Origin of the sequence: Metabacillus mangrovi, assembly GCF_009711125.1 — a bacterium.
In the GTDB taxonomy this organism is placed as follows: domain Bacteria; phylum Bacillota; class Bacilli; order Bacillales; family Bacillaceae; genus Metabacillus_B; species Metabacillus_B mangrovi.
In genome coordinates this window covers 1-12758 of sequence record NZ_WMIB01000027.1, presented here as the reverse complement: position 1 = coordinate 12758, position 12758 = coordinate 1, and the positions used below count along the sequence as shown (strand labels likewise).

General features: G+C 51.1%; 9 protein-coding genes and 1 pseudogene. 8 read left to right on the top strand and 2 right to left on the bottom strand.

Features of this window, described 5'->3' with window-relative positions; all coding sequences use genetic code 11:
* The first annotated feature begins 4 nt into the window (after nt 1-4).
* Genes GKZ89_RS18220 through GKZ89_RS18195 form a run of 6 tightly spaced genes read left to right on the top strand, consistent with a single transcriptional unit; the run spans nt 5 to nt 6114 of the window.
* The gene (locus GKZ89_RS18220) at nt 5-1069 is read left to right on the top strand and encodes a phosphotransferase family protein (protein ID WP_155113832.1); all 1065 of its coding nucleotides are present in this window, start codon (nt 5-7) and stop codon (nt 1067-1069) included.
* Entirely contained in the window at nt 1062-1784 is a 723-nt protein-coding gene (locus GKZ89_RS18215; RefSeq protein WP_155113831.1) for a 2-phosphosulfolactate phosphatase, read from the top strand. The genes GKZ89_RS18220 and GKZ89_RS18215 overlap by 8 nt, the downstream gene beginning before the upstream one ends.
* A gap of 1 nt (nt 1785) precedes the next feature.
* Nucleotides 1786-3546, top strand: a complete 1761-nt coding sequence (locus GKZ89_RS18210) for an acyl-CoA dehydrogenase family protein (RefSeq protein WP_155113830.1) — start codon at nt 1786-1788, stop codon at nt 3544-3546.
* A 16-nt stretch (nt 3547-3562) separates the two neighbouring features.
* Nucleotides 3563-4327: an SDR family NAD(P)-dependent oxidoreductase gene (locus GKZ89_RS18205; protein ID WP_155113829.1), complete on the top strand. Its 765-nt coding sequence runs from the start codon at nt 3563-3565 to the stop codon at nt 4325-4327.
* Nucleotides 4328-4346: 19 nt separating this feature from the next.
* The gene (locus GKZ89_RS18200; RefSeq protein WP_155113828.1) at nt 4347-5120 is read left to right on the top strand and encodes an enoyl-CoA hydratase/isomerase family protein; all 774 of its coding nucleotides are present in this window, start codon (nt 4347-4349) and stop codon (nt 5118-5120) included.
* 10 nt (nt 5121-5130) lie between these two features.
* Nucleotides 5131-6114: a quinone oxidoreductase family protein gene (locus tag GKZ89_RS18195; RefSeq protein ID WP_155113827.1), complete on the top strand. Its 984-nt coding sequence runs from the start codon at nt 5131-5133 to the stop codon at nt 6112-6114.
* A gap of 1345 nt (nt 6115-7459) precedes the next feature.
* On the opposite strand, the gene GKZ89_RS18190 is transcribed toward GKZ89_RS18195, so the two are convergent.
* Complete coding sequence (locus GKZ89_RS18190) at nt 7460-8842, bottom strand: amino acid permease (RefSeq protein WP_155113826.1); 1383 nt, start codon at nt 8840-8842, stop codon at nt 7460-7462.
* 68 nt (nt 8843-8910) lie between these two features.
* Nucleotides 8911-10248: an aminotransferase family protein gene (locus tag GKZ89_RS18185; protein WP_155113825.1), complete on the bottom strand. Its 1338-nt coding sequence runs from the start codon at nt 10246-10248 to the stop codon at nt 8911-8913.
* 224 nt (nt 10249-10472) lie between these two features.
* Here GKZ89_RS18185 and GKZ89_RS18180 point away from each other — a divergent pair.
* Together GKZ89_RS18180 and GKZ89_RS18175 are read left to right on the top strand one after the other, a co-directional pair.
* A pseudogene (locus GKZ89_RS18180) lies at nt 10473-11231 on the top strand (SDR family NAD(P)-dependent oxidoreductase).
* A 114-nt stretch (nt 11232-11345) separates the two neighbouring features.
* On the top strand, nt 11346-12518 hold the full coding sequence (locus GKZ89_RS18175) for an MFS transporter (protein ID WP_338324950.1): 1173 nt from the start codon (nt 11346-11348) through the stop codon (nt 12516-12518).
* The last annotated feature ends 240 nt before the right edge of the window (nt 12519-12758 follow it).

Sequence of the window (12758 nt, the reverse complement as noted above, 5' to 3'; positions counted from 1 at the left end):
GCCAATGTCGTATACGATTCCGGTTAGAGAAGGGGAAGAGCTGGATACGAAAAAGCTCTCCGCCTATATCCATGAAAAATTTCCTGAAGCGGATGGGAGTGCTCTTGAAATCCAGCAGTTTGGAACCGGAGCCTCCAACCTTACTTATGCGCTGAAGGCAGGTGAGTGGGAGGCGGTGCTCAGAAGGCCTCCCCTCGGCCCGGTAGCACCGAAAGCCCATGACATGAAAAGGGAGTTCACGATCCTGCAGACACTGCATCCGCTGTTCCCTGAAGCTCCAAAACCGTATTTTTATGAGGAAGACGCGGCTATTGCCGGCAGTCCGTTTTTCCTGATGGAAAGAAGGAAAGGCGTGATGGTGGATACAGAGCTGCCAGCGGGAATGGAGCATACAGAGGAGCGGGGGAGGCAGCTGTCAGAGCTGATGGCCCGAAAGCTTGCACAGCTTCATTCGATTCCTTATCAGAAGACAGAGCTTACCAGCATAAGCAGGCCGGAAGGGTTTATGGAGCGTCAGGTGGAAGGCTGGATCGGCCGTTATTACCGGGCGAAAACGGACGACATCGCAGAGGTTGCAGAACTGACGGAATGGCTCGAGAAACAGCTGCCCAAATCAGGTGATCCTGCAGTTATCCATTATGATTATAAGCTGAACAATGCTCTTTTCTCGGAGGATCTGCAGGAGATGACCGGCCTTTTTGATTGGGAAATGGCGACGGTCGGCGACCCGCTCGCAGACCTTGGAGCAGCGATGAGCTATTGGATGGAGAGCACGGATCCGAAGCCGCTCCTGTATGGCTTCGGAAAGCCATCGATCACCGTTCATCCCGGCTTTTATTCAAGAAAACAGTTTGTCGAAAGATACGCCGATTTGAGCGGGCGGGATGTTTCTGCCTTTCCTTATTACCTTGCGTTTGCTTATTTTAAGCTGGCTGTCATCTGCCAGCAGATCTATTACCGCTATCACAAGGGACAGACAAAAGACGAACGGTTCGCGGGTTTTGCCCCTTTTGTGAAAACCTTGATCAGGCAGGCGCATGCGGCAGCGAAAGAAATTCCGAATGGGTAAGATCCATGTACTTATGACGAAGGAGGAAATCCTTCCGGAGAAAATGTCCGGTAAAATCGCCGTCGTACTGGACGTGCTGCTTGCTACGACGACCATCACAAGTGTCCTGCAGCATGGAGCCGCTGAAGTGATTCCGGTGCTGGATGGCGAGGAAGCGAAGGAAACGGCAGCCAGGCTTTCAGACAAACCATATGTCCTGATTGGAGAATATGAGGGCCGGACGATCGAAGGGTTTCTGGATCCGGGACCGTCGTCCTTAAAGCAGCATGTGAAAGGGAAAACAGCCATTCTATCCACTACCAACGGAACAGTGGCGATCCGCAAGTCCGCGATGGCCGCAGCGGTATATGCCGGCTGCCTCTTAAATGTGACAGCCGCAGCACGCCATCTTTTGACGGTACATTCCGAAGAAACAATTTTGCTTATTTGCTCAGGCTCATCCGGCCAGTTCTGTCTGGAGGATTTTTACGGCGCGGGATGCTTTGTGTCGGAGCTCATGAAAGAGGCTTCATGGGAGGTAACCGATGCAGCTGCTGCCGCCTGTCTTTTATACGAAAGCAGGAGAGATCAGGGACTGGATCTTCTGGCCCGTTCCAGAGTTGGAAGGATGCTTGAAAAATACGGATTCAAGGATGAAATCGCCTATGCGGGCCAGACAGGACTGTATCCTGTTTTTCCCGTCATGGAAAACGGATCAATGAGAGGGAGGGAGTAAGATGCAGACTGCTGTAAAAGTGAAGGGTGCAAGCTTCATCTATGAAGAGGCAAGCCCGGAAGCACTGTTTACACCTGAGGATTTTACCGCGGAGCATAAGATGATGGCGCAGACTGCCAAGGCCTTTGCAGAGCGCGAAGCCGATCCGCAGAGAGAGGCCGTCGAAGCACAGGATTTTGATGCAACGGTCAAGCTGCTCCACAAAGCGGGAGAGCTCGGCCTGCTCGCCCATAGTATTCCGGAAGCGTACGGAGGACTGGGACTCGATAAGATCTCTAAAGGAATTGTCGGGGAGGCGATCGGGAGAACCGGGAGCTACGGGGTCGCCCACTCCAATCACACGTGCATCGCCACACTGCCGATCACGTATTTCGGAACCGAAGAGCAGAAACAGCGCTATTTGCCGAAGCTTGCGTCCGGTGAATACATCGGTGCCTACTGTCTTACTGAGCCGGCTTCAGGCTCCGACGCCCTAGCGGCGAAAACGACAGCCGTCCTGAATGAAGAGGGCACCCACTATATCCTGAACGGGTCTAAGCTCTATATCACAAACGCCGCTTTTTCTGACACGTTCATCATCTATGCCAAGATTGACGGCGAGCACTTTTCCGCTTTTATTGCTGAAAAAGACTTTCCAGGCCTGTCACTCGGACCGGAGGAAAAGAAAATGGGCATCAAAGGATCCTCAACGAGAACGGTGCTGCTTGAGGATTGCCTGGTCCCTAAGGAAAACCTGCTTGGTGAGCCGGGTAAAGGCCACGTGATCGCCCTGAATGTCCTGAATCTCGGCCGCTTTAATCTCGGCTCCGCTTGTGTGGGTGCTTCCAAGCATGCGTTGAAGCTGGCTCTGGAATTCACAAAAAACCGGGTTCAATTCGCCCGCAGCATCGCGGAATTTCCGGCTGTAAAGGAAAAGCTCGCCTTGATGGCTTCCCGGATTTTCGCTGCAGAGTCCATTCAATACCGGACAGCCGGCCTGCTCGAGGATGCACTCGGCAGTCTGTATGAATCCACTGACCATAAAGCGATCGCCAGAAACATGATGGAATATGCCTCAGAATGCTCGATCTGCAAGGTGTTTGGGTCAGAGACGCTTGACTACTGTGCGGACGAAGCCCTTCAGCTTCACGGAGGTGCCGGGTTTATTCAGGAATACCCGATTGAGCAGGTATACAGAGACTCCCGGATCAACCGGATCTTTGAAGGAACGAATGAAATCAACCGTCTGCTGCTGCCTGTCCATTTTCTAAGGAAAGCATCAAAAGGTGAAGTAGAGTTTGAACCATTGGTCAAGAGTGCCTATCAAGCCATTCAGGAAACACCGGAGCAGCCGGCCGGGAAGGCGGATTGGGGCAGGCAGGTCATGCAGGTCTTAAGAAATACGCTTCTGATTTCATTTGGTGCGGCTTATGAGGTGTATGGCGGGAAACTTGCGGAGGAGCAGGAAACCTTGATGAAGCTGTCTGACCTTGCTTCCGCTCTGTTTTCAGCAGAATCCGCGATTCTCCGTGCATGGAAGGCAGGAGGAAAAAAGTCTGAGCTGATGACGGCATTAAGCGAGACGGCAGCAGAAGAGGCGTTGTATGAAGGAGAAAAACTCGCCAAACAGCTGATCGGCCAGCTGATCCATGATGACCGCAGGGATTTGCTCCTAACGGCTGTATCCCGCCGCTTCATGAAGCTCGGGACCAGCACCCGGGTCGAACGGAACCGGTCTATCGCAGAAGCGATGCTCGAAAAAGGAGCGTACACAATCAGCTGAAGGGAGGCGTTAAGAAATGCGGTTTGTCGGCAAAACAGCCATCGTTACAGGTGCAGGAAGCGGCATCGGAAAAGAGACGGCGTGCATGCTTGCAAAAGGCGGGGCACAGGTGATCCTCGTGGGCAGGAATGAAGAAAAGCTGAAAAGGGCTGCGGAGTTTATCAATGAAGAGACACTAAAGGACAGCGCGGTTCCCTTTTCAGCAGATGTTACAAAAGAAGAGGATCTTTACAGACTGGCGGACTTCGCACAAAAGTATCCATCCCTTGATATTCTGATCAACAATGCAGGTGGCTCCCGCCAATCCAAAATCATGGATACACCGGCTGCTGACTGGGATCACGTACAGGCCCTGAATCTGAAGAGTGTGTTTCTCGCAAGCAAGATCCTTGGAGCGGTCATGGTCGAGAGCAGCAAGGATCCCGGTGACAGAGCGATTGTCAATGTAGCTTCACTCTCAGGCTATAAGGCCGGTGCTCACATCCCGCACTACAGTGCAGCAAAAGCAGGAGTGATTAACTTTTCAAGAGCACTTGCACTGGAGCTCGCTCCTCACGGCATCCGGGTAAACTCTGTATCTCCCGGGTTTGCTGAAACACCGCTTACTGCAGATGGACTGCAAAATCCCCAGTTCATCGCTTCGATCGAGCGGAATACCGCATTAAAACGGATTGGCCGTGCGGAGGAAGTGGCAAACGTGATCGCGTTCGCTGCTTCCCCTGAAGCATCCTACATGACAGGAAGCGACCTGCTTGTGGATGGCGGCTGGCTGATTAAATAATGAGCAGGAGGAATGTAAAATGGAACATTTGCTTTTAGAACAAAACGGACCGGTCCTTTATTTAACACTGAACAGGCCGGAATCACTGAATTCCTTCAGTCCGGAAATGATCATCGGGCTGACAGAAGCATTGAGGGAAGCGGAGCTTAGTGAGGAAATAAAGGCGGTCGTTCTTTCCGGCTCCGGCCGCTCATTCAGTGCAGGCGGCGATGTGAAAACGATGGGTCAGGTGAACGGCCAGCAGATCTATGAGCATCTCGGGAAACTGAATGAATGCATTTTGACGATCAAGGGGTTAAACAAGCCGGTTATTGCGGCCGTCCATGGGTTCGCGGCCGGGGCTGCCTTCAATCTTGCCCTCGCCTGTGATTTTATCGTGGCCGCCGAAGACAGCAAATTTGTGATGAGCTTCGCCCAGGTCGGCCTGATCTCAGACGGTGGAGGCCTCTACTTCCTGCCCCGTCTGATTGGAGCACAGCGGGCGAAGGAGCTGTTTTTTACAGCAGAGCCGATTGATGCCCGTACCGCCCATTCATACGGCATCGTAAACCGGGTCGTGCCGATCGATCAGCTGAAGGACGAAGTATCCTCCTTCGCATTCAGGCTGTCACAAGGCCCGCTCCAGGCATTCGGGCAGATGAAGCGGATTATCGAACAATCCTCCTGCTCCCGTCTTGAAGATATTCTGGAGCAGGAAAGGCTGACGCAGGCCATGATGATCGAGACCGATGATCATCAGGAGGGGATTGCAGCATTTAAAGAAAAACGAAAACCGGAATTTCAGGGAAAGTGAGGAGAAAATCATGAAAGCGATTCAGCTGAAAGAATACGGCGGCCCGGAGGTCATGAAGCTCGTAGACCTGGATACCCCGTCACCGGACGCGCGCGAAGTACTGATAAAGATCGAAGCAATCGGCGTCAATTATGCTGATACCGCAAGGAGAGAGGGACAGTATGTGGTCGATACCCCTCTGCCCTTTGTTCCGGGCGCTGAAGTTGCCGGGACAATTGTCGAAACCGGTGCAGAGGTAAATCGCTTTAAAAAGGGAGACAAGATCGTCACCCTGCTTGGCACCTCAAGGGCAACAGGCTATGCAGAGTATACGGTTGCCGACGAGCGGGGACTGATCCCGGTACCGGACGGAGTGGACCTGCACCATGCTGTGGCCATGCCGCTGCAGGGGCTGAGCGCGTACCATGTATTGAAAACAATGGGCAGGCTTGAACAAGGCGAATCGGTCCTCATTCACGCAGCGGCCGGTGGAGTCGGCTCGATTGCCGTCCAGCTCGCCAAGCTGTTCGGAGCAGGCAAAGTGATCGCAACAGCGAGCACAGAAGAAAAACGGGCGGCCGCACTCGAACTCGGCGCAGACGAAGCCATCGATTATACGAAAGAAGGCTGGGAAAAAGAAGTGCTGCAGCTGACAGAAGGCAAAGGCGTCGATGTTGCCCTCGAAATGGCGGGAGGCGACGTTTTCCGAAAAACCCTCTCCTGCATGGCGCCATTCGGCAGGCTCGTCATCTACGGAGTCGCAAGCGGAGAACAGGCCAAACTGTATCCATCGTCGCTCATGGGCCAAAACCTCTCCGTCATCGGCTTCTTCCTGCCGCAAATGATGAGGAAAAAAGAACTGTACACCCAAAGCCTTTATGAACTGCTGGATTATTTGCAAAAAGGCAAACTGAAGCTCACCATCGGCGGAGTCTATCCGCTCGCAGACGCCCCTGACGTTCACCGGATGCTGCAGGGCAGGAAGACGAAGGGAAAATTGATTCTGGTCCCATGATTATTTCATAGCAAAATGCCCGGTTGCGGATGAACCGGGCTTTTTGCTTGGGTGGAATGGTTAGGGGGGGGCAATTGGGAGGGAGTTGTGAGGGGGAGGGGGCAGGAAGGGCTGACAGCTAGGGCGGGGGGGAGCTGATAGACCGGACTGGGGTGTATACAGGGATTTTAGCCGAAATAGCGTCATCTGAGACCGGTCCGGGGGAACTTCGGTCTCCAGGGCCGTTATTTTCGCTGAAACCAAGGATTTTTCCACTTATCGGTCTCAGGAGCCGTTATTTTCTAAAAAGGAGGCCAGATTCGCGTCGAATTTCGGAAATAGCGTCTCTCAGGACCGAACCGGGCTGAAAACAGGGATTTTAGCCGAAATAGCGTCATCTGAGACCGGTCCGGGGGAACTTCGGTCTCCAGGGCTGTTATTTTCGATGAAACCAGAGATTTTTCCTCTTATCGGTCTCAGGAGCCGTTATTTTCTAAAAAGGGGGGCAGATTCGCGCCGAATACCGGAAATAGCGTCTCTCAGGACCGAACCGGGCTGAAAACAGGGATTTTGCCCGAAATAGCGTCATCTGGGACCGGTCCGGGGAACTTCGGTCTCCAGGGCCGTTATTTTCGCTGAAACCAGAGGTTTTTCCACTTATCGGTCTCAGGAGCCGTTATTTTTTAAAAAGGAGGGCAGATTCGCCTCGAATGACGAAAATAGCGTCTCTCAGGACCGAACCGGGCTGAAAACAGGGATTTCGTCCGAAATAGCGTCATCTGAGACCGATCCGGGTGAACTTTGGTCTCCAGGGCCGTTATTTTCGCTGAAACTAAGGATTTTTCCTCTTATCGGTCTCAGGAGCCGTTATTTTCTAAAACGGAGGCCAGATTCGCGTTGAATAATGGAAATAGCGTCTCTCAGGACCGAACCGGGCTGAAAACAGGGATTTTGGCCGAAATAGCGTCATCTGGGACCGGTCCGGGGAACTTCGGTCTCCAGGGTTTCATCAAAACGTCCCCGGTCCCTTCGGAAATACCCTTAAAAGCAGCGGATTCCGTATAGGATTACTCCTAAACTGCTGTTATATGCCCTCTTACCATGCGGGGCTGCCGCGATTCAGAGGAACATAGGAACAATCTAGTACTTGCCTATGGCTATATCTACGAAAATCCTAGTTTATCTTCGAAAATAAAATTATATCTCCGATACAAACCATTTATCTTCGAAAAATCCGTTTTGTCTCCGAAAACGAAATTATATCTTCGATTCACTATTAGGCCGTACTGCAGGGACACATTCAGCCTGTCTTGATCCGGGTTCATCATATTTTCTCCGTTATTTTGCCAAAAAAAGTTTGTTCAGTTTAGGAACTTTGATGATTAGGAGGTTCTTCTTCATATACCGCCCGATCCACGCGCTTTTTCATCACCCAATACGAAGCGATGACGACTCCGGTCAGCAGCAGGGTTAAAAAGAGCTGGGATCGCATGGAGTCTATGAAGGCCATGAAAATGAGAATGCCGGTTATGGAGAGGATGACGAAATAATTGAGATAGGGGAACAGCCACATTTTCAGGGTTGATTCCTCTCCGCTGCGCTGCATCCGTTTTTTTAAGATGAAGTGAGAAATGGCGATGGCCAAGTAGACGATAAGGGCGATGGCACCGGAAGAGTTGATGAGAAACTGGAAAAGGACGTCCGGTGAGACAAAGTTGAATAAAGCGGCGGCAAATGCGGCGATGGTTCCTGCCCAGACCGCTGCGACCGGTGCTCCGTAACGGTTCAGAGTTCCGAATATGCGCGGTGCGTCGCCTCTTTTCGCAAGAGAGTAGATCATTCTGGAATTGGTATACAGGGCCGAATTTAAGCAGGATAGTACGGAAATGAGGACCACGATGTTCATGACCAGACCGGCTCCTGGCAGGCTGATCAGTTCAAGAACGGTAACGTAAGGGCTTTTCAATGCCTCAGAGCTGTTCCATGGAAGAAGGGTAACAAGGATGGCTACCGATCCGATATAGAACAGAAGAATTCTCCATACGACACTGCGGATGGCAATACGGATGGTTTTCTTCGGATTTTCGGATTCTCCGGCCGCGATGGCGGCGATTTCAGCACCGAAGTAGGCGAAAATAACGGTTGCTGCCCCGAGAAGAATCGAGCTTGTCCCATTCGGAGAGAACCCGCCTTTGCCGAAAAGATTCAAAGTGCCCGGTGACTCAATGCCCGGGAATAGGTTCAGGATGATGGCAAGTCCGATGCCCATGAACAGGACGATCGCCACAATTTTAATCATAGCGAACCAATACTCGAACTCTCCGAATGATTTGACGGAAAAGATGTTCGTCAATGTCAGCAGAACCGTTAAGATCAGGCTCAGCAGCCAAATCGGAACAGCCGGCATCCATTCGTGGACGATCGCTGCACCGGCGACCGCTTCGATGGCGATGACGATGACCCAGAAAAACCAGTACAGCCAGCCAACGGTATAGCCGGCCCATGGACCGATCGCTTCCCTCGCATAGGTCGCAAAAGACCCGCTGTCCGGGTTGTGGGCTGCCATTTCTCCAAGCATCCTCATCAGGAACACAACAAGCAGGCCTGCAAAAGCATAAGAGACGACGGCACTGGGCCCGGTCGTTTGAATCACGGCACCGGAGCCTACAAACAAGCCGGCGCCAATGATTCCGCCTAGTGAAATCATTGTAATGTGCCTCGTTTTCAGCTGTTTCTGTAATCCGTCCATTTCGTGAGTCCTCCTTTTTGAGTCAAAAGCCTTCCGGTGTCGATCAAACCGGAAGGCTGCCTCTGTTCTTAATTTGCTGCCGGAGCAATGGTCTTTTCAACCGCTTTCACCGCATCCTCAAGAATCGAGTGCAGCTCGCTCATTTCCTCTCTGCTCATAATGAGGGGAGGAGCGAAAACAAGAGTATCCTGTTGGTCAAACACGACGGAGCGGCAGATCAGCCCCCGTTTTGCGGCTTCTGCAACGACTTTTGGAGCGAGAGGAGATTGGAAGCGCTCATTCGTTTCCTTGTTTTTAACGAACTCCAGTGCACCCATTAATCCTAGGGCTCTGGCATTCGCGGCAATGCCGGACTCTGCTTCAATGCTGCGGAAGCCTTTCAGCATTTCTTCGCCCATTTTGCGGGCATTTTCGATGAGTCCTTCCGATTCGACGATCTCCAGATTTTTCAGAGCCACGGTACATGCCATCGGATGGCCGCTGTACGTGTACCCGTGGAGAAGGGTGCCTTCTGAGCGGTCAATGAAGACGCGGTGAAGCTCTTCAGTCAGCATGACACCGCCAAGCTGGGCATATCCGCTCGTGATGCCTTTTGCAAAGCACATCATGTCCGGTTCCACACTGTAATGATCAATCCCAAAGTAAGACCCGGTTCTGCCGAAAGCGGTAATGACTTCATCTGTGATCAGCAGGATTCCGTATTCATCACAAATGCTTCTGATTTCTTTAAAATAGCCCTCAGGTCCAAGATGAAGGCCGCCGGCCCCCTGAACGGGTTCAGCAATAAAAGCGGCAACGGTTTCCGGACCTTCTTCCTCGATTTTGTTCCGCAAATCGGCAGGAGAAAAGTGATCCACATAGCAAAAATCAGGGGCAAGAGACCCTGTAAAGTCCCGAAATGGCTTGAGGCCGGTGGCGCTCGTGGCACCGAGCGCCACGCCGTGATAAGACTTTGTTCTGGAAATGATTTTTTTTCGCTCAGGCTCGCCCTTCAAAATCCAGTAATGCCTGGCGAGCTTGTAGGCCGTATCATTGGATTCGGATCCGCCTGAGGTGAAAAAGACAGCAGACAAATTCCCGGGAGCAATGTCTGCAAGCTTTGCGGCAAGCCGGATAGCGGGCTCATGGCTGTAGGTGGCAAAACAGGAGCTGTAGGCGAGTGTTTTCATTTGTTCATAAGCGGTTCTGGCCATTTCCTCGCGCCCGTGACCGATGTTGACATTCCAAAGAGAGGAGAGGCCGTCAATCGCAGACCTTCCCTTCAAGTCAAATAAGCGAACTCCTTTTCCATGCGTAAAAATAAAATCCGGTCCGTTTTCCTGCTGCTGCTTAATAGAGGTTGTTGGATGGAGAAAGTGCTTTTTATCCAGTTCTGAAAGCTCCCTGTATAGGACTTCACTGTTCATTTAATCCGTCCTTTCTGCCTGCTGTTTTCCTGTCCTTGTATTAAGTATGTTTCTGTAGAAAGACTATTCAGATAATTTAACCAAGAATACCATATCTTCCGGTCTGATTCGTGAAAAAGGGGCAAGATAGTCGGAGAGTCCTATCATTTGACACAGGAATTCAGCCTGTCCTTATAATGGGTGCAGGAACATAATAATAGGAGTAGAAAATGGAGGAGATATGCATGAAATATACCGTCATAACCGGTGCGAGCTCAGGAATTGGATATGAAGCAGCCCTTGCTTTTGCTGCAAGAGGGAAGCATTTAGTGATTGCAGCCCGCAGAGAAGAGGAACTGCAGAAGCTGAAAAAAGAAGTCCAGCAAATCAACGAAAGCTTGGAAGTGATTATCTACACCGGGGATCTATCTTCTGCCGAGGAAGCTCATCGCTTTTATGAAAGCCTGAAAAACCTTGAAGTGGAGACGTTCATCAACAATGCCGGGTTCGGCAATTATGACCCGATCGCGCAGTAGGACCTGAACAAGGTAGAAAAAATGCTGAATCTGAACATTAATACGCTGACCATCCTTTCCACTCTTTTTGCAAGGGATTATGCCGATACAGAAGGGGCACAGCTGATCAACGTATCATCCCGCGGCGGGTATACGATCGTAGAGGAAGCTGTAACCTATTGTGCGACGAAGTTTTATGTCAGTGCCTTCACAGAAGGGCTTTCCCGCGAGCTGAAGCTGAATGGCTCCCACATGCAGGCAAAAGTTCTGGCTCCCGCTGCGACGGAAACCGAGTTTGCAAAGCGGGCTAAGGATCTGGACAGGTTCGATTACAGCGAATCGGTGGCAAAATTCCACACAGCTAAAGAGATGGCAGGCTTTCTGCTTGATCTTTATGACAGTGAAAAAGCAGTTGGCATCGTGAACAGTGAAACGTATGAGTTTGAACTGAGTGATCCACTGTATCCGTTCGCAGAGAGGAAGAGATAAGACGTGAAGCAGGCACTGAATCGGTTGATTCAGTGCTTTTTTTGTGTCCAATTTCCAGACTCCTAATGATATAGTTAGAGAAGCTGATTTTAAAAAGAAAGAAGGAACCTTCGAGTGGAAGCATCTCTGGCAAACAAACGGTCTGTTAAATTGAACTTTATGATGTTTTATTTTCTGGTGTTTTTCGGAATCGGCGCCCTGTCCCCGCTGCTTTCCGTCTATTTGAGAGATTCGATCGGCCTTTCCGGAAGCCAGATCGGTCTCGTCCTTTCGATAAGCCCAGTCGTGATGATTCTCATCCAGCCGGTGTGGGGAGTGATGAGCGATGTTACGAAGAAGCCGGTGGCGCTGCTGACGGCGGCACTTGCGATGACAGCGGTGATGGCCATTGTGTACTCGACGGTTACAAGCTATGTGTGGATTATTGCCGCGGCTGCTCTTCTCGCTGTGTTTCAGGCAGCGATTATTCCGCTGTCTGACAGCATCTCCATGAGTTATGTACATAAAGCAAAAGTGGATTATGGCTCAATCAGGCTCTGGGGGGCGATCGGGTTTGCCGTTTCGGTCCTTGCGGTAGGAAAGCTTGCAGAAATGACAAACCTATCTGTCATTTTTTATACGACCACCCTCGTGATGGGGCTCGGCATCATCTTCGCCTGGCAGCTCCCGAGAGAAAGCGCCCCTATTAAAGTAAGCTTTAAAAAAGGAATGAGCGATCTGGCGAAGCAGCCATCCTACTTTCTTTTTCTGGCCGTTGCTTTTCTGGTACTCGGCCCGATCCTTGCAAACAATTTTTATTTTGGAATTTTTGTAGATGATCTCGGAGGGGGACTGGCTGGCATCGGACTTGCTTTCATGCTTGCGGCTGGAAGTGAAGCTCCGGTGATGAAGTTCGCCAACCGGTGGATCGGCAAGTTCGGCATGAAGCAGATTCTGCTGCTTGCAGCGGCCGTCTCGATGGTGCGCTGGTTTCTCTATTTTTTCGAACCGCCGCTCGCTCTCGTCTACATCACAACCGTGGCTCAAGGGTTTTCCACCGGCCTGTTCATCCCTGCAGCCCTGCAGTATGTAAGAGACCTTGCTCCGGTATCCGCCGGAGCGACAGCGATCAGCCTCTACTCTGCCGTTGGAAACGGCCTCGGCAACTGGTTCTGCACGATTCTCGGCGGTATTATTCTGGAAGCGTATTCTGTTTTTGCCGTCTATCTATTCTTTGGAATTTTATCCTTTCTTGCGGTCATCCTGCTGCTTTTTGTCCGGCAGGAGCCTGGGAAAGCTTCCTGCTAAGCGAAAAAACCTGGGCGGCGTGAAGCTGACTCAGGTTTTTTTGGGATAAATATTTTATCCGGCAGTGGTGGGCTTACGATATCGGTCAAAATTTCGATATATCGGCCGGAATTTTGATATATCGGTCAAAATCTCATTATATCGGTCATATTCTCGATATATCGTAAGCGTAAAAGGATCCACACCTTAAAGAGAAGGCGTGGATCCTTTATCATGTAGTTATTCAGTTTTTTCCTTGTT

Coding starts and splice junctions, on each gene's coding strand:
- GKZ89_RS18220 (WP_155113832.1), top strand. CDS start 5: ATGTCGTATACGATTCCGGTTAGAGAAGGGGAAGAGCTGGATACGAAA.
- GKZ89_RS18215 (WP_155113831.1), top strand. CDS start 1,062: ATGGGTAAGATCCATGTACTTATGACGAAGGAGGAAATCCTTCCGGAG.
- GKZ89_RS18185 (WP_155113825.1), bottom strand. CDS start 10,248: ATGAACAGTGAAGTCCTATACAGGGAGCTTTCAGAACTGGATAAAAAG.
- GKZ89_RS18195 (WP_155113827.1), top strand. CDS start 5,131: ATGAAAGCGATTCAGCTGAAAGAATACGGCGGCCCGGAGGTCATGAAG.
- GKZ89_RS18200 (WP_155113828.1), top strand. CDS start 4,347: ATGGAACATTTGCTTTTAGAACAAAACGGACCGGTCCTTTATTTAACA.
- GKZ89_RS18210 (WP_155113830.1), top strand. CDS start 1,786: ATGCAGACTGCTGTAAAAGTGAAGGGTGCAAGCTTCATCTATGAAGAG.
- GKZ89_RS18190 (WP_155113826.1), bottom strand. CDS start 8,842: ATGGACGGATTACAGAAACAGCTGAAAACGAGGCACATTACAATGATT.
- GKZ89_RS18205 (WP_155113829.1), top strand. CDS start 3,563: ATGCGGTTTGTCGGCAAAACAGCCATCGTTACAGGTGCAGGAAGCGGC.